Below are 21,931 nucleotides of genomic sequence, written 5' to 3' on the forward strand. Positions count from 1 at the left end.
GCGTAGACCCGGCCTGAGGCGGAACCTGCGGCCCAAGGACAGTCGCACTACGGCCCTTCGGCTCTGTCGCCGGGTTTCGTGAACGGTATCACAAACTATTTGATGAGGTCTTTACCTGGTTCGTGTGGACCCTGTCACACCTGAGCGTGAACGTGCGCGTTGGTGCACTGACGGGCGGCATTATGTCTGGTATGGAGTCAACCGCCCCGATTCCTGATGCACGTTCGGGCGATCGAACCCCTGGATCAGCGGTGACTGTCCGCCTTCCGGCGGCCCACGAAGCGTGAGCGGTCCCCGATCGCGGTGGCACCGTGGATGCCCGCGGGAACTGGTTCCCGCTCCTCCTCCGGTTCGACGGCACTCTCGTCGTCCGTCGCCGCGGCCGTCCCGGCCGGCACCGCCGCGGGGGCGACCCGGCGGTACCGCGGCGGCACCATCCACTCCGCCCAGATCGGCGCCCGCGGCGTGAAGCGCGGCAGCAGAAGCAGTACCAGGCCCACCGCGCTCAGCAGCACGATGCCGAGGACGATCCACATGCTGGCGTTGTTCGCCGAGTAGGCGACCGCGCCGAAGGCGATCAGCGCCGACCAGAAGTACATGATCAGCACGGCCCGGCTGTGCGAGTGCCCGATCTCCAGCAGCCGGTGGTGCAGATGGCCGCGGTCGGCGGCGAACGGCGACTGGCCCTTCCACGTACGCCGCACGATCGCCAGAATCAGGTCGGCGACCGGCACCGCGATGACCGTCAGCGGCAGCAGCAGCGGGATGTAGACCGGCACCATCGCGTGGGTCGCCTCACGCAGACCGCCCGCCTTCAGGTTGAGCAGATCCGGGTCGACCTGGCCGGTCACCGAGACCGCGCCCGCGGCCATGACCAGGCCGATCAGCATCGAGCCCGAGTCGCCCATGAAGATCCGCGCCGGATGCATGTTGTGCGGCAGGAAGCCGAGGCACATACCCATCAGAACGACCGAGAACAGCGTTGCGGGCGCGGCCGCCTCGATGCCGTAGCCGAACCACATCCGGTACGCGTACATGAAGAACGCCGCGGCCGCGATGCAGACCATGCCGGAGGCGAGACCGTCCAGGCCGTCCACGAAGTTGACCGCGTTGATGGTGATCACGACGAGCGCGACGGTCAGCAGGGTGCCCTGCATCGGGGTGAGGGAGACCGTGCCGACACCGGGGATCGGGATCCAGAGAATCGTCAGGCCCTGAAGGACCATCACGCCCGCGGCGATCATCTGGCCGCCGAGCTTGACCAGCGCGTCCACGCCCCACTTGTCGTCCAGGACGCCGAGGATCCAGATCAGCGCGGCACCGGAGAGCAGCGCCCGTGGCTCGTTGGAGTTCTCGAAGACGCTCTTGAGGTTGGTCAGATGCGAGGCGACCAGCAGGCCTGCGCACAGCCCGCCGAACATCGCGATGCCGCCGAGCCGAGGCGTCGGCTCGCGGTGCACATCACGCGCACGGATCTCCGGCATCGCACCGGCCGCGATCGCGAACTTCCGCACCGGCCCGGTCAGCAGGTAGGTCACCGCGGCCGTGACGCACAGCGTCAGCAGGTATTCACGCACGGGCTGCCCCATTGGTATAGCTGGCCATCACAGCCCCACACCCTATGCGGGTCAGCCCCCTGGCCGTGAATACAGGAAAAGACGCCTGGCGTCAGCGGATGGTTCCCGCCGTCATCCGAGATCGGGATAAGGCGGAAAGCCGTGGACCAAAGCGACGGTCCGGGAGCGGACCGCGCCGTCCTCCTCCAGCGCCGCCACGATCAGCTCGGCGACCGCCTTCATCTCGGCCTCGCCCATCCCCTGGGTCGTCACCGCGGCGGTGCCCAGCCGGATGCCGGTCCGGCGGATCACCGGGTCCTCGGCGCACGGCAGCGCGCAGGTGTCCAGCACGATACCGGCGGCGGCCAGCCGGCCCCGGGCGGTGCGTGCGTCCAGGCCGAGCGGGGCGGTATCGGCGGTGATCAGATGGGTGTCGGTACCGCCGGTGGTGATCGTCAGACCGTGTCCGGCGAGCGCCTCGGCGAGCGCGCGGGCATTGGCCGTGACCTGATGGGCATACGCGCCGAAGGCGGGCGTGGCGGCCTCCGCGAAGGCCACGGCCTTGGCGGCGACGGCATTCATCTGTGCGCCCCCCTGGGTGAAGGGGAACACCGCCCGGTCGATCCGCTCGGCCAGCTTCGTGCCGCACAGGATCAGCCCGCCGCGCGGTCCGCGCAGCACCTTGTGTGTGGTTCCGCACACCACATGGGCGTACGGGACGGGGCTGGGTGCCGCTCCCCCGGCGATCAGCCCCAGGGGGTGTGCGACATCCGCGATCAGGTACGCGCCGGTCTCGTCGGCGATGTCACGGAAGGCGGCGTAGTCGAGGTGCCGGGGGTAGGAGATCGAGCCACAGACGATGGCCTTGGGCCGGCGGGCGCGGGCCAGGTCGCGGATCGCGTCGTAGTCGAGGAGGCCGGTCTCCTCGTCGACGCCGTAGCCGACGAAGTCGAACCAGCGGCCGGAGAAGTTGGCGGGCGATCCGTGGGTGAGGTGGCCGCCGTGCGGGAGGGACATGGCCAGGACGGTGTCTCCAGGGCGCAGCAGGGCGGCGTAGGCGGCCAGTACGGCCGAAGACCCGGAGTGGGCCTGGACGTTGGCGTGTTCGGCCCCGAACAGGGCCTTGGCGCGCTCCACCGCGATCCGCTCGGCGAGGTCGACGATCTCGCAGCCGCCGTGGTGCCGGGCACCCGGATAGCCCTCGGCGTATTTGTTGCCCAGTGGGGACCCGAGGGCGGCGAGGACGGCCGGTGAGGTGAAGTTCTCCGCGGCGATCAGCTGCAGTCCGTCGCGCTGCCGGGCGCTCTCCCCGAGCAGTACGCCGGCGATCTCCGGGTCCTGGCGCAGCAGGGCGGCGAAGTCCGGGGAGCCGGCCGGCCGGCTGCCGGCATCACGGGCGGCGGCCCGCGCCCGTTCCTCAAGGGTCGTCCCGGCCGGACCGGCGCCGGAAGCCGGCGCGGTGGCCTGGGAACGGGTGTCCGGGGTCTCGCTACGGGGTGACGCGGTGGTGGCAGGCATCGCTTGCTCCGGGCCTCGTACGGGGACGTAGTCCCAATGTAGGCGCGGCAGGGCGATCGGGCGCGGTGTGCGGGCCGCTCGGGGGCCCCGGATACGGCACCCGGGGCCGGAGCGCCCTAAGGGGTGTCCAGATCGGAGAGACACCCCCTAGGCCCGTGCCGGGACTCCCGTGAGCGCGGTGACGACCGGGTCGAGCGCCTGGTTGATCTCGTCGCCGATGGAGCGGAAGAAGGTGATGGGGGCGCCGTAGGGGTCGTAGACCTCGTCGGACTCCGGGTTGGGCGCCAGCAGCCAGCCGCGCAGCGCCGCGGCGGCGCCGACCAGCGCACGGGCGCGCTCGACCAGCCCGCCGTCCGGCTGGTCCGGATCGGGCTCGGGGAGCGTGGCGGGGTCTATGGCCCGCACCAGCCGGTTGAACTCCTTCAGTGTGAAGGTACGCAGCCCCGCCGAGTGGCCCATCGAGATGACCTGGGCGCGGTGGTCGCGGGTGGCGGTGAGCACCAGGTCGGCGCGGATGACGTGCTCGTCGAGCAGCTCCCGGCCGAGGAAGCCGGCCGGGTCGGCGCCGTAGTCGGTGAGCACCGTGGCGGCGTGCGTCTCCATCGGGGCGCCTTCGTGGCCCCACGTTCCGGCGCTCTCCACGAGCAGCCCGCCGCTGCGGGCCTCACCGAGCCGCAGTTCCAGGGCATGGCGGTGCAGCCGCTCGGTGATCGGCGAGCGGCAGACGTTGCCGGTGCTGACGTGGAGAATCCGAAAAGGAGAGGGAAGGGGTACCGGGGTGTCGCCGCCTGGTCCCGCTATGCCACGCCCCAGGGGCGCCATCAATTGGCCACCTCGAGCTCGGGTACCACCTTGCGCAGTTCTTCCGCGCTGATCGCGCCCTCGCGCAGCAGGACCGGGGTCTTGCCGGTGACATCGACGATCGAGGACGGTACGGCGGCGGGCGTCGGGCCGCCGTCCAGGTAGACGGAGACCGAGTCGCCCAGCATTTCCTGTGCGGCGTCGCAGTCCTGCGGGGACGGGTGGCCGGTGAGGTTGGCGCTGGAGACGGCCATCGGACCGAATTCGGTGAGCAGCTCGATCGCGACGGGGTGCAGCGGCATCCGGACGGCGACCGTGCCACGGGTCTCGCCCAGGTCCCAGGTCAGCGACGGCTGGTGCCGGGCGACGAGGGTGAGCGCGCCGGGCCAGAAGGCGTCGACCAGCTCCCAGGCCTGCTCGGAGAAGTCGGTGACCAGGCCGTGCAGGGTGTTGGGGGACCCGACGAGGACCGGGGAGGGCATACCGCGGCCGCGGCCCTTGGCCTCCAGCAGGTCGCCGACAGCCTCGGCGCTGAAGGCGTCCGCGCCGATGCCGTAGACGGTGTCGGTCGGCAGCACGACCAGCTCACCGCGGCGGACGGCCGAGGCGGCCTCGCGCAGACCGGTGGTGCGGTCGGTCGCGTCGCTGCAGTCGTATCGCCGTGCCATTACGGGACCTCCTCGTGCGAAACGAATACTTCGGATGCATCGGCTGCATCAAGCGCCGAGGCGGGCCGCGTCATGGCGTCGCCCGGCGCGCGGTGGCGAAACGGGGCCTGTTGTTGAGGTCCGGGTGATCGGCCGCATCGGCCCAGCCCCGCTCCTCGGTGAAGATCCACGGCACCTGCCCGCCCTGGGTGTCGGCATGCTCGATGACGACCACACCGCCGGGCCGCAGCAGGCGGTGTGCGGTCCGCTCGATGCCCCGGATGGTGTCCAGGCCGTCCTGGCCCGAGAACAGCGCGAGCTCGGGGTCGTGGTCGCGGGCCTCGGGTGCGACGTACTCCCACTCGGTCAGCGGGATGTACGGCGGGTTGGAGACGACCAGGTCGACCTGCCCGTCCAGTTCGGGAAGCGCGGTCAGCGCATTGCCGTGATGGAGAACGACGCGGGACCCCTCGACGTTCTTGCGGGCGTACTCCAGGGCCTCCTCGGACAGCTCCACGGCGTGCACCCGCGAGCGGGGCACCTCCTGGGCCAGGGCGAGGGCGATGGCCCCCGAGCCGGTGCACAGGTCGACGATCAGCGGCTCGACGACGTCCATGGCGCGTACCGCGTCTATCGCCCAGCCGACCACCGACTCGGTCTCCGGGCGGGGCACGAACACCCCTGGCCCGACGGCGAGTTCGAGGTAGCGGAAGAATGCCCGGCCGGTGATGTGCTGGAGCGGCTCACGGGCCTCGCGGCGGGCGACGGCCTCCCAGTAACGGGCGTCGAAGTCCGCGTCCTTGACGTGGTGCAGCTCACCCCGTTTGACGCCGTGCACGAACGAGGCGAGTTCCTCGGCGTCGAAGCGCGGCGAGGGCACACCGGCGTCGGCCAGCCGCTGGGTGGCCTGGGCCACCTCGGCGAGCAGAAGGTTCACGGGGCCTTCCTCCTAGTGCGCTGCGTCTTCATGGTGCGGTTCGCCGTCGATCGGCCGGGGGTCCCCCGGGGGATTGCTGTCTCCAGCCGGTGCGTACAGGGTCGTGCGGGCTTACTGGGCGGCGGCGAGCTTGGCGGCCGAGTCGGCGTCGACACACGCCTGGATGACCGGGTCGAGCTCACCGTCGAGCACCTGGTCCAAGTTGTACGCCTTGAAGCCGACCCGGTGGTCCGAGATGCGGTTTTCCGGGAAGTTGTACGTACGGATGCGCTCGGAGCGGTCAACCGTGCGAACCTGGCTGCGCCGGGCGTCCGACGCCTCGCGCTCGGCCTCTTCCTGGGCGGCGGCCAGCAGCCGGGAGCGCAGGATGCGCAGCGCCTGCTCCTTGTTCTGGAGCTGGCTCTTCTCGTTCTGGCAGGAGACGACGATGCCGGTGGGCAGGTGCGTGATGCGTACCGCGGAGTCGGTGGTGTTGACCGACTGGCCGCCGGGACCGGAGGAGCGGTAGACGTCGATCCGCAGGTCGTTGGGGCCGATCTCGACCTCGACCTCCTCGGCCTCGGGCGTGACCAGCACACCGGCCGCGGAGGTGTGGATCCGGCCCTGCGACTCGGTGGCGGGCACCCGCTGGACGCGGTGCACCCCGCCCTCGTACTTCAGCCGCGCCCAGACGCCCTGTCCGGGCTCGGTGGCGCCGCCCCCGCCCTTGGTCTTCACGGCGACCTGGACGTCCTTGTAGCCGCCGAGGTCGGACTCGTTGGCTTCGAGGATCTCGGTCTTCCAGCCGGCCCGTTCGGCGTAGCGCAGATACATCCGCAGCAGGTCGCCGGCGAACAGCGCGGACTCCTCGCCACCCTCACCGGCCTTGACCTCCAGGATGACGTCCTTGTCGTCGCTGGGGTCCCGCGGGACGAGCAGCAGCCGCAGCTTTTCGGTCAGCTCCTCGCGCCGGGCGTCGAGCTCCTTGACCTCATCGGCGAAGTCCGGGTCGTCCGCGGCGAGTTCGCGCGCGGTCTCCATGTCGTCGCCGGTCTGCTTCCAGTCGCGGTACGTCGCGATGATCGGGGTGAGCTCCGCGTAGCGCTTGTTGAGCCGCATGGCCTCGCGCTGGTCGGCGTGGACCGCGGGGTCGGCCAGCCGCTTCTCAAGATCGGCGTGCTCGCCGATCAGTTCCTCGACCGCCTCGAACATCGTGGGTTCCTCTACTGGCTGCTGTGGTGACCCGGGTACCGGGGCGCTGGCACATCTGCGGCTGCGCCGCGGGCCCCGGCCCCCCTTACGGGAGCCAAGGGCCAGGACGACAAAACGCCGGTCCGGTCACCCCTGGGCAGGGGCGACCGGAGACCGGCGCCTTGCGGGTCGCTACTTCTTGGCGGCTGCAGCGCCCTTGCCGAAGCGGGCCTCGAAGCGGGCCACGCGGCCGCCCGTGTCCATGATCTTCTGCTTGCCGGTGTAGAACGGGTGGCACTCGGAGCAGATGTCGGCGCGGACCGTGCCGCTGGCGACCGTGCTACGGGTGGTGAAGGACGCGCCACAGGTGCAGCTGACCTGGGTCTCGACGTACTCCGGGTGAATGTCGCGCTTCAAGGGATTCTCCTAGGTTCGGGAGTGCACCGGGTCGTGTCGCGGGTTGCGTCACGTGAACCGGGGCCGACGGTCCAGTCTGCCAGGACTAGCCGTATCTCCCAAAACCGGGGTAGGTCCGCAACTATTCCCCGGCCGGCTCCGGGGCCACCGGACCCCGGAACCACACCGCACCGGCTACTTCACGTAATTGTCCGTGCCGCCCTTGTCACCGGCCGAGCCCTTGATCGCGGACTTGGGGATCTCCTTGTCCTGCCGGAGCGCGTCCCAGACCTGGCGGCTCTGCTTGGTCAGCGGCAGCACCCGGTCGGGGTCTTCGGTGTCGTAGGTCACCGGCAGCGTCACCATGTCGATGTTCTCCGACCCGATGTTGCCCAGGCTCTTGGCCAGGCCGGTCAGTTCGCTGACCGAGTTGAGGTCGGTGTCGGTGGTGATGGCCTTGGTGGCCGTGTCGGCGATGTCGTAGAGCTTGGTGGGGTTGGTGAGCACCCCGACGTTCTTGACCTGCTCCATCAGGGCCTTGATGAACGTCTGCTGCAGCTGGATGCGGCCGAGGTCACTGCCGTCGCCACCGGGGACGCCGTGCCGGGTCCGGACGAGGCCGAGCGCCTGCTCGCCGCCGAGCATGTGCTTGCCGGGCTGCAGATGCAGATGGCTGTCGTTGTCGTCGATCGCCTTGCTGGTGGTGATCTCCACCCCGCCCAGCGCGTCGATGAGCTTCTTGAAGCCGGTGAAGTCGACCTCGAGGAAGTGGTCCATCCGGATACCGCTGATCGATTCGACGGTCTTCACGGCGCAGGGCGGGCCGCCGACCTCGAACGCGGTGTTGAACATCGCCCGGCGCGCACCGGGGACGTCCTTGCCGTCCTTGATGCAGTCCGGCCGCTTGATCATGGTGTCCCGGGGGACGCTGACCACGCTGGCCTTCTTACGACCCTTGTAGACGTGCACGATCATCGCCGTGTCGGAACGCGCGCCGCCCTCGTCCCTGCCGTAGTCACCGTTCTTGCCGGCGCGGGAGTCGGACCCCATCACGAGGAGGTCCATCGAACCGTCGTCGACATTCTTCGGCCGGTCATGTCCGAGGGCGGCGTTGATGTCGACGCCCTTCAGATTGCCGTTGAGCTTGAAGTAGACGTAGCCGAGTCCGGCGCCCCCGAGCAGCGCCACGCTGACCAGCGTGCACAGGGTGATGGTCAGTACGCGTCGGCGCCGGGTCGGCCCCTTGCGCCGACGTCCCGTGGCGCGTATGGCGCGGGCGCGGCTTTCGGCCGTCTTCTCGGCCCCGTTGGTGTCCGCCATCTGCTCCTCAGTCCTCGTTCACTCGGCTGCCCCTCGCCGCCGCCGTGCAGTGTGCTGGCACGGCCTTGTGCTCCTTGTCAGACGGGAGGTCGACGGGAAGGGTTGCACAGCGAGTCATGAGCGCTTTCTTAGAAAACCGCGGCGGCCCGGCGGACGGGCGCGGGACCTTCGCCCTCCTCACCTGGGTCTTCGGCCCCTTTTCCGCCATGGCTGGAACCATGCGGGTTGCCCGGATCTGTGCGGAAGGTCTCAAGCACGGCCGTGCTGCGGCCCGGGGGGACACGGCCCAGGTCACAGATCACCGTCGCGGCCCGTGCCGTACGGGGCGCCCAGCACGAAGCCCCCCTCACCCGTGAGGGCGAGGAGGGCTTGGTGTACGGCGCCAGGGCGCGCCCGGCGGGCGTCAGTCGTTGCCGTTGCCCGCGGTCGGCGTCGTCTTCTGGATCTGCAGCAGGAACTCCGCGTTGGACTTCGTCTGCTTCATCTTGTCCAGCAGCAGCTCGATGGCCTGCTGCTGGTCCAGGGCGTGCAGCACCCGGCGCAGCTTCCAGACGACCGCGAGCTCGTCGCTGCCCATCAGGATCTCTTCCTTACGGGTGCTGGACGCGTCCACGTCCACCGCCGGGAAGATGCGCTTGTCCGAGAGCTTGCGGTCGAGCTTGAGCTCCAGGTTGCCGGTGCCCTTGAACTCCTCGAAGATCACCTCGTCCATCCGCGAGCCGGTCTCGACCAGCGCGGTGGCCAGGATGGTCAGCGAGCCGCCGTCCTCGATGTTGCGCGCCGCACCGAAGAAGCGCTTCGGCGGGTAGAGCGCGGTCGAGTCGACACCACCGGACAGGATGCGGCCCGAGGCCGGGGCGGCGAGGTTGTACGCACGTCCCAGACGGGTGATCGAGTCCAGCAGGACGACCACGTCGTGACCCAGCTCGACGAGGCGCTTGGCGCGCTCGATGGCCAGCTCGGCGACGGTGGTGTGGTCCTCGGCCGGGCGGTCGAAGGTCGAGGAGATGACCTCGCCCTTCACCGACCGCTGCATGTCGGTGACCTCTTCCGGACGCTCGTCGACCAGGACGACCATCAGGTGGCACTCGGGGTTGTTGCGGGTGATCGAGTTGGCGACCGCCTGCATGATCATGGTCTTGCCGGTCTTCGGCGGGGCCACGATCAGGCCGCGCTGGCCCTTGCCGATCGGCGTGACCAGGTCGATGATCCGGGTCGTCAGGCCGCCCGACTCACCCTCCAGGCGCAGTCGCTCCTGCGGGTAAAGGGGCGTCAGCTTCCCGAACTCCGGCCGTCCGCGGCCCTGTTCGGGCGCCACGCTGTTGACGGTGTCGAGCCGGACCAGCGCGTTGAACTTCTCGCGGCGCTCGCCGTCCTTGGGCTGGCGGACCGCGCCGGTGACGTGGTCACCCTTGCGCAGACCGTTCTTACGGACCTGGGCGAGCGAGACGTACACGTCGTTCGGGCCGGGCAGGTAGCCGGAGGTCCGGATGAACGCGTAGTTGTCGAGGATGTCGAGGATGCCCGCGACCGGGATCAGGACGTCGTCCTCGGACACCTGCGGCTCGTTGCCGAAGTCCTCACGGCCCCCGCGACGGCCCCGGCGGTCGCGGTAGCGGCCGCGACGGCCCCGGCGGCCGCCCTCGAAGTCGTCGTCCTCATCGGTACGGCGGTCGCCGCGGTCCCGCTGGCGCTGGCCGCCCTGACCGCCCTGGCCGCCGTCGCCGGCGTCGCCCTTGCGGCGGTCCCCGCGGTCACGGTCACGCTGGCGCTGGCCGCGCTCACCGCGGTCGCCACGGTCACCCTTCTGGCCGCGGTCCTGGCGGTCGCCACGGTCCTGGCGCTCGCCCCCCTTGCCGGGCCGGCCCTCGCCGGTCTCCTGCGGGGATGCCGCGGTGTCGGTCTTGGCGTCCGCCTTGACCTCGGTCTTCGCCTCGACCTTGGTGTCGGTCTTGAGGTCGCCCGAGGCGGCCTCGGGGCTGCCCGCGGCGGCGGTGGCGCGGCGGCGGCGGCGCTCGCCGGCCGGCTGCTCGTCGCTGACCGGCTGGCCGGGGATGTCGATCTGCTGCTGGCCCCCGGCCTTGTCGCCCCTGTCGGACTTGGCGGCCTTGCCGGCCGCCGGCTCCGCGCTGTCGTCGCCGGTACGGGCCTTGGAGGTGGTCCGGCGCTTGGGCTTGGTCTCGGTGTCGGCGGGCGCGTCGGCCTTGGCGGCGGAGCCTGAGCCTCCGGCCTGCTTCTCCTTGATGACCTCGATCAGCTGGCTCTTGCGCATCCGCGCGGTGCCCTTGATACCGAGGCCGGAGGCGACCTGCTGCAGCTCTGCCAGGACCATGCCGTCAAGGCCGGTGCCGGAACGGCGGCGCCGCGTGGTAGCAGGCGCGGCGGGAGCGTCCGTGGCGGGCGCGGTGGCACTGCCATCGGTGCGCGCGCCCATCAGATCGGTGGTGTCGCTCACGAAGGGTCCTTCCCTGGAGCGGGCGTCGGCCTGTCTGGCTCGGCGACCGGTTGTGCTGTCCGGCTGGGTCCTTGGTCTTGTGGACCGGGGCCGGGGCGGTGGTCCCGCCGGAAGTGGCGGAGAGATCAGTTCATGGCGCCGGCGTGAAGAGATGCAGAGTGGCCCATGTCGTCACGCCGATTCCGGAGCGTGCTCACTACTGCTCAGGCCATTGCTCCAAGCAGTTTGGGAGGCTCCCGGAAGAAAGTGGTCCCTATGGGGGACACGAAGCACCGCGCCACTCAGGCGTCGAGTACTGACTTGAGGTTAACACTACCGGGTCCAACAAACATTCCCCCTCTCCAAGACCGGCAATCGTCGATCACCCGCGTGATCACCCGGCGAGCGGCAGCACGCAGGTGCCTGCCGCATCGAGGGTCAGCCGGTTGGCCGCCCACCCCTCTCCCGCCAGTGCCGCGACCTTGTCGGCCGCCGCGTCCTCGACCAGTGCGAGCACCGTGGGGCCCGCACCGGACACAACTGCGGGGACGCCGTCCGCACGCAGTCGGTTCACCAGGGCCACGCTCTCCGGCATCGCGGGGGCGCGGTACTCCTGGTGGAGTCGGTCCTCGGTCGCGGCGAGCAGCAGCTCGGGGCGCCTGGTCAGGGCCTCGACGAGCAGTGCGGCGCGGCCGGCGTTGGCCGCGGCGTCCACATGCGGGACGGTGCGCGGCAGCAGTCCACGGGCGGTCTCGGTGAGCACCGGCTTTCCGGGCACGAAGACCACCGGAACGATGGAATCGGCGGGATCCATCCGGATCGCACGCGCGGTTCCGGTGTCCATCCAGGCGAGCGTGAAACCGCCCAGCAGACAGGCGGCGACATTGTCGGGGTGGCCCTCGATCTCGGTGGCCAGCTCCAGCAGCGCGGTGTCGTCGAGCTTTTGCTCACCGCCTATCGTCACGGCGCGGGCGGCGACGATGCCCGCGCTGATGGCGGCCGAGGAAGACCCCAGGCCGCGGCCGTGCGGGATGCGGTTGGCGCAGACGATTTCCAGGCCGCGCGGCTGTCCGCCGAGCAGCTCGAAAGCGGCGCGCATCGACCGTACGAGCAGGTGACTCTCGTCGCGCGGCAGGGTGTCGGCACCCTCACCTGCGATGTCGATGTGCAGCCCGGAGTCGGCGACGCGCACCACGACATCGTCGTACAGGCCCAGGGAAAGACCCAGGGCATCGAAGCCGGGACCGAGATTGGCGCTGGTAGCGGGGGTGCGCACCCGGACGGCGGCGGCGCGGAACGCGGGACCGGCCATCGCTCGATGACTCTCCTTGATTGATGCTGCGGTACTGCCCCGGAGCGCCGCGGCACCGAAGTGCCCGGCCGGCTTCCTGGGGTCTGTTCTGACCTGCCCTGAACACCACTGCGTTATGCCGTGGGGAGGGGAGTTGGCTACCAGCCTATCGAAGGAAGGTTCTGTCGCGACATAGGGCGCACGGGAGGCGCACGATGCGTGTCGCGCGCCTTCCCATGCCTCGACGCTGTCTTCCGTGATCTTTGCAGCCTTTGCACAATTTGCTGTGCGTGGGTGACGGGACGTGTGCCGCCCCGTCACCGTGTGCCGTACACGCGGATCCGCCCGTACGGCTGCCGGGTTCTAGGCGAGGCCCAGACGCTCGGCCGCGGCGTCCGCGTCGATCGGGACCGTGACCGGCTGCGGCGCTCCGGCCACCGCCCAGTCCGGGTCCTTGAGGCCGTTGCCGGTGACCGTGCAGACGATGCGCTGGCCCGGGTCGACCTTGCCCTCCTCGGCGGCCTTGAGCAGACCGGCGACCGAAGCGGCCGAGGCGGGCTCCACGAAGACCCCCTCCCGCGCCGCCAACAGGCGGTAGGCGGCCAGGATTTGACGGTCGGTCACATCGTCGATGAAGCCGCCGGACTCGTCCCGCGCCTGCTGTGCGTACGACCACGAGGCGGGGTTGCCGATGCGGATCGCGGTGGCGATCGTGGTCGGGTCCTTGACCACCTCACCGCGCACGATCGGCGCGCTGCCGGAGGCCTGGAAACCCCACATCCGCGGGGTGTGCGTGGCGATGCCGTCCGCCGCGTACTCCTTGTAGCCCCTCCAGTACGCCGTGATGTTGCCGGCGTTGCCGACGGGCAGCACATGGATGTCGGGGGCGTCGCCGAGCATGTCGACGATTTCGAAGGCCGCGGTCTTCTGACCCTCGATACGCACCGGGTTCACGGAGTTCACAAGTGCGACGGGGTAGTTCTCGGACAGGCTCCGGGCCAGCGTCAGACAGTCGTCGAAATTTCCGTCGACCTGGAGGATCTTCGCGCCGTGGACCAGTGCCTGGCCCATCTTGCCGAGCGCGATCTTGCCCTGCGGGACGAGTACGGCACAGACCATGCCGGCGCGGACCGCATAGGCCGCGGCCGAGGCGGAGGTGTTGCCGGTGGAGGCGCAGATGACCGCCTTGGCGCCCTCCTCCTTGGCACGGGTGATGGCCATGGTCATGCCGCGGTCCTTGAAGGAACCGGTGGGGTTGGCCCCCTCGACCTTGAGGTGCACCTCGCAGCCGGTGCGCTCGGAGAGCAGCTGCGCCGGTACGAGGGGGGTGCCGCCCTCCCGGAGGGTGACGACCTCGGTCGTGTCGCTGACCGGCAGCCGGTCACGGTATTCCTCGATGATTCCGCGCCACTGACGGCTCGCGGTGGAATTGGCAGACATGGGTTCCTTTACTCCCCTTCGACCCGCATGATGCTGGCGACACCACGGACGGTGTCGAGCTCGCGCAGTGCCCCGACGGTCGACGACAGGGCCGCGTCCGCCGCTCGGTGGGTGACGATGACGAGGGATGCCTCGCCGTCCTTGCCCGACTGACGGACCGTATCGATCGATACGCCGTGTTCGGCGAAGATGGTCGCGACCTGCGCGAGCACGCCGGGCTTGTCGGCCACATCAAGGCTGATGTGGTACCTCGTGACGACCGCGCCCATGGGACTGACGGGCAGCCGGGTGTAGGCGGACTCGCCCGGTCCGGTGGCCCCGGCGAGCTTGTTGCGGCAGACCGCGACGAGGTCGCCGAGGACCGCGGAGGCGGTCGGCGAACCGCCCGCACCCGGCCCGTAGAACATCAGCTGACCGGCCGCCTCGGCCTCGACGAACACCGCGTTGTACGCCTCACGGACGGAGGCGAGCGGATGCGTCAGCGGGATCATCGCGGGATGCACCCGCGCGGTCACCGACGCGCCGTCCACGGCCCGCTCGCAAATGGCCAGCAGCTTGACCGTGCAGCCCATCCGCTTGGCGGAGGCGATATCGGCCGCGGTGACCTCCGTGAGGCCCTCGCGGTGCACATCGTCGATGGTCACGCGGGTGTGGAAGGCGATTCCGGCCAGGATCGCGGCCTTGGCTGCGGCGTCGAAGCCCTCGACATCGGCGGTCGGGTCGGCTTCGGCGTAACCGAGCGCGGTCGCCTCGTCCAGCGCCTCGCTGTAGCCGGCCCCGGTGGAGTCCATCTTGTCGAGGATGAAGTTGGTGGTGCCGTTGACGATGCCGAGCACCCGGTTGACCTTGTCCCCGGCCAGCGACTCGCGCAGCGGCCGCACCAGCGGGATCGCGCCCGCGACGGCGGCCTCGTAGTACAGATCCGCACCATTGGCCTCGGCCGCCGCATGCAGCGCCGCACCGTCCGCCGCGACCAGCGCCTTGTTGGCGGAGACCACGCTCGCACCGTGCTCGAAAGCGGTGGTGATCAGCGTGCGGGCCGGCTCGATCCCGCCGATGACCTCGATCACGACATCAATGTCGCCGCGTTTGACGAGCGCGGTCGCATCGGTGGTGACCAGCTCGGCCGGGACGCCCTCGCGCACCTTGTCGGGGCGGCGGACGGCGATCCCGGCGAGCTCCACGGGCGCACCGATGCGGGCGGCGAGGTCGTCGGCGTGCGTCGTCATGATGCGCGTCACCTCTGAGCCGACAACACCACAGCCCAGGAGCGCCACTTTCAGCGGACGCGTACGCATCATTCGACCTCTGCTTCTCATCGATCAGCGAATTCCAGCTTGCTCATGCACAAGTCTCACGCACCGGACGGCAGTTTCCGCCCATCGTCCAGATGCCGAGACATTTATTTCATCCGGGGCAGGGATCCGGCGATCCGGCCCTACCCGACATCCAACCGCAGGAGATCTTCCTCCGTCTCCCGCCGGACGATCACCCTGGCGGCACCGTCCTTCACCGCTACGACCGGGGGCCGCAGCGAGTGGTTGTAGTTGCTCGCCATGGAACGGCAGTACGCACCGGTCGCCGGCACCGCGAGCAGATCCCCCGGCGCCACGTCCGCCGGCAGGAAGGCGTCGCGTACGACGATGTCGCCACTCTCACAGTGCTTGCCGACCACACGGGAGAGCATCGGCTCGGCATCGGAGGTGCGCGACACCAGCGCCACGCTGTACTCCGCGTCGTAGAGCGCCGTCCGGATGTTGTCCGACATCCCGCCGTCCACGGACACATACGTCCGCAGCCCTTCCAGCTCCTTGACCGTGCCGACCTCGTACAGCGTGAAGGCCGTCGGGCCCACGATCGCGCGCCCCGGCTCGACGGACAGCCGCGGCATCCGCAGCCCCGCCGACTCACACTCCCGGCGCACGATGTCCCCCAGCGCCGTCGCGATCTCCTGCGGCTCGCGCGGATCGTCGTCCGAGGTGTACGCGATGCCGAGGCCGCCGCCCAGGTCGATCTCGGGCAGTTCGATGCCGTGCTCGTCCCGTACCTCGGTCAGCAGCTGCACCACCCGGCGGGCCGACACCTCGAACCCCGCCATATCGAAGATCTGTGACCCGATATGGCTGTGAATTCCGATGAGCTCCAGGCCGTCCAGCTTGAGCGCCCGGCGCACGGCCTCCGCCGCCTGCCCACCGGCCAGCGCGATTCCGAACTTCTGGTCCTCGTGCGCGGTCGCGATGAATTCGTGCGTATGCGCCTCGACACCGACCGTGACCCGGATCTGCACCCGCTGCCGCTTGCCCAGCCGCTCCGCGATACGCGCGACCCGCACCATTTCCTGGAACGAATCGAGCACGATCCGCCCGACGCCCGCCTCCACGGCCCGGGTGATTTCCTCGGTGCTCTTGTTGTTCCCGTGCAGGGCGATCCGCTCGGCCGGCATTCCCGCCGCCAGCGCCGTGGCGAGCTCGCCCCCGGAACAGACGTCGAGATGCAGTCCCTCTTCGTTCAGCCACCGCACAATGGCCCGGGACAGGAAAGCCTTCCCGGCGTAGAACACATCGGCTTCCGACCCGAAAGCGTCCTTCCAGGCCCGGCAGCGCGCCCGGAAGTCGTCTTCGTCCAGGAAATACGCCGGCGTGCCGAATTCCTCGGCGAGCGCGGCGACGTCCAGCCCGCCGACGGTGACCACACCGTCGGCGTTGCGCCGGACCGTACGGGACCAGACCCGCGGGTCGAGGGTGTTCAGATCGGCGGGCGGCCCGGCGTAGTGGCCCTCGGGCAACACATCGGCGTGACGGGGCCCTGCGGGGTGCGCGGAACGGCTCATGACAGTGGAGATCCCCTCAAAATCGTTCAGAGGTGTTCGGGAGCGGAGATGCCGAGCAGACGCAGGCCGTTGGTGAGCACCGTCCCGCCGGCCTCGGCAAGGGCCAGCCGGGCGCGGTGCACGGCCAAGGGTTTCTGCTCCCCGACAGGCAACGGCGGAAAGAGGTCATGCCACCGGAAGAACGCGTCCGCCGTCGCCTCCAGATGCCGCACCACCCGGTCCGGCGCCCGCAGTCGCGCGGCGATATCGATGACGGAGGGGTAGGTGGCGAGGAGGGTCTGGAAGGTTTGCAGGGCCTGCGCGGCGGATGCGGATCCGGATCCGGCCGACGGGCCGTCGCCCGCGGCGTGGCCCCCCACCGGAACACCCACCTCCCCGGGCTCACTCCGGAATCCCAGCTCTCGCGCGCAGCGCCCCAGCGCCCGCGCCCGCGCAGACGCATACTGCACCCGGAACCGCGGATTGCTCTCCCGCTGCACGGGCCGCTCGGGCACCCGTACCGGATCCTGCGCGGCAGGCCGCAACAACACCCAGCGCGCTTCATCGGCTCCGAGGCGGGCGAGGAGAGTGGCGAGGTCATACGGAGCGGGCTCGCGAACGGGAGGTCCGTCGGCCTGGCCGCCACCGAACCCGGCCGCCGCGTCGATCCGCGCCAGCGCCTCGGCGACAACGGCCTCACGGGCGCCCCCCGCCGCGGCACCGGTCACCGGACCGGACACCACAGGGCGCTGCCCCACACCCGGTCCCCCGTATCCGTCCCCCTGCGCCAGCACCTCCCGCACCAGCGCGGCCTGCGCCCCGTCCCCCAGCGTGAAGTTCAGGAATCCCGGACCGGCGATCTCGACCCGGGCGATCCCGGCGCTCGCGATCAGCCGCTTCCGCAGAATCTCGGCGACCTCCCGGGCCGGCCGCCCCGCCTGCCGGGCGAGCTGCAGCGCGACATTGGAGGCGTAGTCCCCACACCCGGGCCGCGGCGGCGGCTGCACCACGATCCGCGCCGGCACGGGCACGGAGAGCTCCTTCTCCTCCACCGCACCACGCACGGAGCGCAGGACGGTACGGGAGAGCTCAGCGGGGGTCACAGGACAAGCGTATGGGAGACCAGGGGTACCCATGCGACCCGGTTTCGCCCTGTGGACACTCCACGTAACGATCCAGGCCGCCCGGCCCCCTTTTCCCGCTGGTCCCCGCTAGTCCCCGCCCGCGTCCACCATGCCGACTCCACCGGACGCCGCGACCTCACCGGACGAGGCGCCACGCCCCGCCCCGCCCCCGTCGCTCTCCCCGCCCTCTTCCTCAGCCCCGCCCTCGGGCCCACGCTCCCGCTGCCGCTGCCGGCCCTCACGCACCAGCATCCCCACGGTCCGTACCAGCTCGGCCGGCTCGAACGGCTTCGCGAGAAACGCATCCACGCCCACCGACTCGCCGTTGTTCACCTCGCCCTGTGTGCACGCACTGACGATGGCGATCGGGATGTCCCATGTCCGCGGATCGGAGCGCAATCGCGCCGCGGTATGCAGACCGTTGAGCCGCGGCATCACGACATCAAGGGTCACGACATCAGGTCTCACGTGGTGCACGACATCCAGACATTCGGCACCATCAGCCGCGGTCACGACCTCGAAGCCCTCCAGCTCGAGATTGACCCTGATCAACTGGCGGATCACCTTGTTGTCGTCGACAACAAGGATCCGACCGGACAAGCCAGGCACACCATGAGACTAGGGCTCCACCTGCGACTGCGTCCCGGTTTTCCCCACTTACGCCCCCGTGCGAGGGACCTTTCCCCGACCCTCACCGCCACACCCCGCACATGCGCTAGAACCCCGGTCACCCCGCCACACCCCCTCGCCCGCCTCCCGCGAAACCTGTTCATGAACACCCCATGAGAGCTGGTAGTGTTCTTCCCGTCGCCACGAGAACACAGGCGGCAACGCCCCCGTAGCTCAGGGGATAGAGCAACGGCCTCCGGAGCCGTGTGCGCAGGTTCGAATCCTGCCGGGGGCACCTTGGATGAGGTGCCGGAAGACCCCGCCAGCAGTAGAGATGCTGCGAGCGGGGTCTTTGCGTGTGCGCAAGTAGATGCTTTTGAACCCGCACCTCCCTATGCCCCTGCACCTCCCTATGCCGGAGCCGTGACTTCCCGACCTTTCGCCGCGCCCGCCTCAGACCCGTCAGGCGGTTACGAGCAGCGGCGCAGAGGGGTGCAGGAAGGTCTTGCCGAATGGGGTGCTGTCCGTAGCTCTTGGCACAGTTCGGCGGGACACTGTCGACCGACGGCCGAGTCCGCGGCGGTTTTCGGCCAGCGGAAGATTGCCCCGGTGGGAGGGACTCACCTACGCTCCCCGGCAGCACGAACACCTCGTTGCGACCGGGCCTTGTCCGGCGTGGCACCTCCTATGGCCGTCCCCCAGGGATCTGGGGTCGGCCATAGCTGTTTCTGCACCAGGGGGCGCTCTTGTATCTGTGTTACGTCGATGAATCCGGTACCGGCCAAGTGCTGAACCCTGCCGTGCCGGATTCGGTACCGGTCCTGGCGATCGGGGGGTTCACCGTTCCCGAGAGTCAGATGAAGGCTCTCGCCTGGGACTTCATCGCGCTCAAGAAACAGTTTCGGCCAGAGCTACGCACCGTCCCCACGCTGAGCCAGGTCGTCCACCATGAGATCAAGGGCGAGACACTCCGGAAGTGTTTCCGCCGGCCGGGCCGCAACCAACGGCGGATGGCACAGCGATTCCTCGACCAACTGCTCACCATTCTCGAAACGCGCGACTGTACGGTCATGGCGCGCCTCTGGGTGAAGCAGGACAGCGTCGTCAATGATGACGCCGCCATGTACGGCGCTTCGGTCACGGCGCTCTGTGAGAACTTCGAGCATTACCTCGCCGCGCGGTCGAGCAGCGGCATCGCCGTTCTTGACAGCCGGAACCCCACGGACAACGTCGGTAATGTCCACTGTGTGACCACCCGGAAGTTCGGCAGGGGAGGAGACCGCATGCCGCATCTTCCCGAGTCGCCCGTGTTCGGTCACAGCAATACGCATCTCGGGCTCCAGATTGCCGACTTGCTCGTGTCCGCGGTGCTGGCCCCGGCCGCCTCCGTGACGTATGCAGGAGACTTGCAGGGGAACGTGCATTGCCACCCGGGATTCCGCGAAGTCCGTGATCTGTACTGTCCCCGTCTGGGCAAGCTCCAGCACCGCTACCTGACTCCCAGCGGCAAATGGACCGGTGGGGTGGTGGTCTCGGATGCCCGCGGTCATCGGTCGGCCGGCAAGCTGTTCGCGCCGACCGCGGCCAAGACCGGCGAGGCAGCGTCCGGTTTTCCCGCTCAGGTCGCTCCACACGAACTGGCAACCGCCGCTTCGTTCCCCAACTCCCCCGCATCGGCTCCCTAAGGGGTGTCGTGACTCAGTTGCGATCGTTCCCACGACGGAACTGTTCCCACGAAACGTATTCGTGGCGCCTCGCTGACCGGGCGTGCTTGACTCAATCCCATTCGCCGGGCGTGAGATCGCGCTAGCGTTTGCGTGTCAGCGCGGCCCGACAGGCTTCCCCTTACGGACATGCCTCCATCCGCACGAGTTTCGTGTGCCATGGGGGAAGTTCTTGTCCTTGTACCTACTTCGGGAGCCTGCCTCCGCGCTGGTTGAAGAGATCAAGCGAACGTCGGGAATGAGCCAACGGCCCCTGACGGAGCGCCTGATCACGACGTACCAGCGGGTTCACCACAACAAGAAGGACCCTGCGAAGTCGTTGGTCGATGCCTGGGAGAACAGCCTTCCCGTCGTGATCCAAGCGCTGGAGGACCGGGGGCTCAGCCAGGTCGAGGTGCTCATCGAGTTCGGGCTTCCGCACACCAATGCCGATGTGGACATGCTCCTCGCCGGGGTGCATCCCGGAAGCGGGGAAGCCTCCTACGTACTTGTCGAACTGAAGCAGCAGCGTGAGGCCACCGTCCACCCGGAGCGGTCAGTGGCCGTCGATCTCGGCTATGACAAATGGAAGCTGCACCCCGTCAGGCAGGTGCAGCAGTACTGCCAGTACCTGATGCAGTACAAGGGGGCGTTGCGCGGGAAGCCCGGACGCGTCGCCGGGGCGGTGCTCATGCACAACGCCCACGACACCGACGTACAAGAGCTGTTCGCTCTCCCCGCAAGTGATCACGGCCGCCTCTACACGATGGATCGGCTCGAGGCCTTCCGGAAGCTGCTGGGTGCACGTCTGGCAAAGAGCCCTGGCGGGGAGGCGGCCCAGGCGCTGATCGACTCTCCGGAGCACGAGCCGCCAAAGATCACCGATGTGAACCTCACGGCGCGGATGGGAAGTCCGGAGCGTTTTCAACTCCTCGATGAGCAGGAGATTGCGCATCAGGACGTTCACGAGGCGGTGCGCCGGGTCCGTGACGGCGGCACCAAGGAGGTCATCATCGTCCGGGGTGGGCCGGGCAGCGGAAAGAGCGCCATCGCGCTGGAGCTTCGCCGCACGCTCGATCTGGCCGGCTGGGACGTCATCCATGCGTCCGGCGCGAAGGCGCTCACCTTGACCTTGCGTGAGGCCTACACACGCGCCGCGCCGCGGGGCACGAAGAGCAAGGCCAAACAGGAAGCCACCCGGCTCTTCACCTACTTCAACCAGTTGAGGAAGTTGGGGACTAACGGCTGCGATGTCGTGATCTGCGACGAAGCACACCGTATCCGCCGGCACTCCGTCGACCGGTACACCCCGAAATCGGAACGGGAGAATGCCCGGCCTCAGGCGGACGAGATCATCGACGCGGCTCGCGTCCCCGTATTCCTGCTCGACGACTGGCAGTCCCTGCGCCCCGGCGAGGTGGGCACCGCCGAATACCTGGTGGAGCGCGCGAATGCGCTGGGATACAAGCACACCCTCATCGATCTCAGCGGAATGTACCGCGCTCAGGGCAGTGCCTATTTCCGTGACTGGACACTCAAGCTTCTCGGCGTAGGTGCGAACACACCTCAGGCCTGGGTTCCCGACGGGCGGATGCAGGTGCAGCTTGCCGACACACCGGAGGAAATGGAGCAGTTCCTCAAGTCACGTGAGGAAGCAGGCGAGAGTACACGCATGGTCGCCGGCTTCTGCTGGCCCTGGAGCAAGCCCGATGATGAGGGCTCGCTGGTGTCCGACGTCACCATTGATGCCTGGCACCGTCCTTGGAACGTCAAGGCCGGCTACGCGGTCGACGGCGCGCCGGACGCCGATTTCTGGGCCACCGACCCCAGGGGAGCCGATCAGATCGGCTGCGCCTACACGGCTCAGACCTTCGAATTCGACTGGGTGGGCGTCGTCATCGGCCCCGATCTGGTCTGGCAGCATGACCGCTTCACTGTCGATCGCTCCGCCACCTACGACCCGGAGTTGCGCCCGAAAACCATCGATCAGGCAGATATCGAGCGATGTGTGCGCAATGCCTATCACGTGCTGCTCACCCGAGGCATGCAAGGCGTCGTGATCTATGCGACGGACGAGGCCACGAGAGACGCTCTGCGTGGACATGTGATCAAGACGGTGAATCACCCGCTGCCCTCGAACATGCGGAAGATCCGCAAAGCGTGACGTCGCATTGCC

General features: G+C 69.1%; 17 protein-coding genes and 1 tRNA gene. 3 read left to right on the forward strand and 15 right to left on the reverse strand.

What is annotated here, in order from left to right:
- Positions 1-245: 245 nt before the first annotated feature.
- The 15 genes from AB0C46_RS29205 to AB0C46_RS29275 form a co-directional block, all read right to left on the reverse strand.
- On the reverse strand, positions 246-1,589 hold the full coding sequence (locus tag AB0C46_RS29205; RefSeq protein WP_362831448.1) for an MraY family glycosyltransferase: 1,344 nt from the start codon (positions 1,587-1,589) through the stop codon (positions 246-248).
- 99 nt (positions 1,590-1,688) lie between these two features.
- Entirely contained in the window at positions 1,689-3,074 is a 1,386-nt protein-coding gene (gene glyA, locus AB0C46_RS29210; protein ID WP_362831449.1) for a serine hydroxymethyltransferase, read from the reverse strand.
- A 147-nt stretch (positions 3,075-3,221) separates the two neighbouring features.
- A complete protein-coding gene (locus AB0C46_RS29215; protein ID WP_362831450.1) occupies positions 3,222-3,896 on the reverse strand; it encodes a protein-tyrosine-phosphatase in 675 nt (224 codons plus the stop codon).
- Positions 3,896-4,543 carry an L-threonylcarbamoyladenylate synthase gene (locus tag AB0C46_RS29220; RefSeq protein ID WP_362831451.1) on the reverse strand — a complete coding sequence of 216 codons (648 nt, stop codon included), beginning with the start codon at positions 4,541-4,543 and terminating at the stop codon, positions 3,896-3,898. The genes AB0C46_RS29215 and AB0C46_RS29220 overlap by 1 nt, the downstream gene beginning before the upstream one ends.
- 70 nt (positions 4,544-4,613) lie before the next feature.
- Positions 4,614-5,459 (reverse strand): peptide chain release factor N(5)-glutamine methyltransferase, encoded by an 846-nt coding sequence (gene prmC, locus AB0C46_RS29225; RefSeq protein WP_362831452.1) that lies wholly within the window; start codon positions 5,457-5,459, stop codon positions 4,614-4,616.
- A 111-nt stretch (positions 5,460-5,570) separates the two neighbouring features.
- A complete protein-coding gene (gene prfA / locus AB0C46_RS29230) occupies positions 5,571-6,650 on the reverse strand; it encodes a peptide chain release factor 1 (RefSeq protein ID WP_362831453.1) in 1,080 nt (359 codons plus the stop codon).
- Positions 6,651-6,821: 171 nt separating this feature from the next.
- Positions 6,822-7,046, reverse strand: coding sequence for a 50S ribosomal protein L31 (gene rpmE / locus AB0C46_RS29235; protein ID WP_362831455.1), 225 nt, complete (start codon positions 7,044-7,046; stop codon positions 6,822-6,824).
- Between the two features lie 174 nt (positions 7,047-7,220).
- Positions 7,221-8,345, reverse strand: coding sequence for an LCP family protein (locus AB0C46_RS29240; protein ID WP_362831457.1), 1,125 nt, complete (start codon positions 8,343-8,345; stop codon positions 7,221-7,223).
- A gap of 403 nt (positions 8,346-8,748) precedes the next feature.
- Entirely contained in the window at positions 8,749-10,800 is a 2,052-nt protein-coding gene (rho, locus tag AB0C46_RS29245) for a transcription termination factor Rho (protein WP_362831458.1), read from the reverse strand.
- 373 nt (positions 10,801-11,173) lie between these two features.
- Positions 11,174-12,091: a homoserine kinase gene (thrB, locus tag AB0C46_RS29250; protein WP_362831460.1), complete on the reverse strand. Its 918-nt coding sequence runs from the start codon at positions 12,089-12,091 to the stop codon at positions 11,174-11,176.
- Positions 12,092-12,433: 342 nt separating this feature from the next.
- Entirely contained in the window at positions 12,434-13,510 is a 1,077-nt protein-coding gene (gene thrC, locus AB0C46_RS29255; protein WP_362831462.1) for a threonine synthase, read from the reverse strand.
- An 8-nt stretch (positions 13,511-13,518) separates the two neighbouring features.
- Entirely contained in the window at positions 13,519-14,811 is a 1,293-nt protein-coding gene (locus AB0C46_RS29260) for a homoserine dehydrogenase (RefSeq protein WP_362831464.1), read from the reverse strand.
- Positions 14,812-14,948: 137 nt separating this feature from the next.
- Positions 14,949-16,340, reverse strand: a complete 1,392-nt coding sequence (gene lysA, locus AB0C46_RS29265) for a diaminopimelate decarboxylase (RefSeq protein WP_362831465.1) — start codon at positions 16,338-16,340, stop codon at positions 14,949-14,951.
- Between the two features lie 26 nt (positions 16,341-16,366).
- Positions 16,367-17,422, reverse strand: coding sequence for an ArgS-related anticodon-binding protein NrtL (nrtL, locus tag AB0C46_RS29270; RefSeq protein ID WP_362831466.1), 1,056 nt, complete (start codon positions 17,420-17,422; stop codon positions 16,367-16,369).
- A gap of 108 nt (positions 17,423-17,530) precedes the next feature.
- On the reverse strand, positions 17,531-18,043 hold the full coding sequence (locus tag AB0C46_RS29275; protein WP_362831467.1) for a response regulator: 513 nt from the start codon (positions 18,041-18,043) through the stop codon (positions 17,531-17,533).
- Positions 18,044-18,275: 232 nt separating this feature from the next.
- Between AB0C46_RS29275 and AB0C46_RS29280 the strand changes: the two genes are divergently transcribed.
- The 3 genes from AB0C46_RS29280 to AB0C46_RS29290 all read left to right on the forward strand — a co-directional run bounded on the left by AB0C46_RS29280 (position 18,276) and on the right by AB0C46_RS29290 (position 21,919).
- A tRNA-Arg gene (locus tag AB0C46_RS29280) sits at positions 18,276-18,347 on the forward strand.
- Positions 18,348-18,798: 451 nt separating this feature from the next.
- A complete protein-coding gene (locus AB0C46_RS29285) occupies positions 18,799-19,737 on the forward strand; it encodes a DUF3800 domain-containing protein (RefSeq protein WP_362831468.1) in 939 nt (312 codons plus the stop codon).
- 217 nt (positions 19,738-19,954) lie between these two features.
- Positions 19,955-21,919 carry a DNA/RNA helicase domain-containing protein gene (locus tag AB0C46_RS29290; RefSeq protein ID WP_362831469.1) on the forward strand — a complete coding sequence of 655 codons (1,965 nt, stop codon included), beginning with the start codon at positions 19,955-19,957 and terminating at the stop codon, positions 21,917-21,919.
- Positions 21,920-21,931 lie beyond the last annotated feature (12 nt).

It is taken from the genome of Streptomyces sp. NPDC048637 (assembly GCF_040650675.1).
Classification (GTDB): Bacteria; Actinomycetota; Actinomycetes; order Streptomycetales; family Streptomycetaceae; genus Streptomyces.

What these genes read in the sequence shown, in the direction of transcription:
- thrC (WP_362831462.1), bottom strand. Translation starts at nt 13,510, where the DNA reads ATGTCTGCCAATTCCACCGCGAGCCGTCAGTGGCGCGGAATCATCGAG.
- AB0C46_RS29260 (WP_362831464.1), bottom strand. Translation starts at nt 14,811, where the DNA reads ATGATGCGTACGCGTCCGCTGAAAGTGGCGCTCCTGGGCTGTGGTGTT.
- AB0C46_RS29205 (WP_362831448.1), bottom strand. Translation starts at nt 1,589, where the DNA reads ATGGGGCAGCCCGTGCGTGAATACCTGCTGACGCTGTGCGTCACGGCC.
- thrB (WP_362831460.1), bottom strand. Translation starts at nt 12,091, where the DNA reads ATGGCCGGTCCCGCGTTCCGCGCCGCCGCCGTCCGGGTGCGCACCCCC.
- glyA (WP_362831449.1), bottom strand. Translation starts at nt 3,074, where the DNA reads ATGCCTGCCACCACCGCGTCACCCCGTAGCGAGACCCCGGACACCCGT.
- AB0C46_RS29220 (WP_362831451.1), bottom strand. Translation starts at nt 4,543, where the DNA reads ATGGCACGGCGATACGACTGCAGCGACGCGACCGACCGCACCACCGGT.
- AB0C46_RS29215 (WP_362831450.1), bottom strand. Translation starts at nt 3,896, where the DNA reads ATGGCGCCCCTGGGGCGTGGCATAGCGGGACCAGGCGGCGACACCCCG.
- lysA (WP_362831465.1), bottom strand. Translation starts at nt 16,340, where the DNA reads ATGAGCCGTTCCGCGCACCCCGCAGGGCCCCGTCACGCCGATGTGTTG.
- AB0C46_RS29240 (WP_362831457.1), bottom strand. Translation starts at nt 8,345, where the DNA reads ATGGCGGACACCAACGGGGCCGAGAAGACGGCCGAAAGCCGCGCCCGC.
- prfA (WP_362831453.1), bottom strand. Translation starts at nt 6,650, where the DNA reads ATGTTCGAGGCGGTCGAGGAACTGATCGGCGAGCACGCCGATCTTGAG.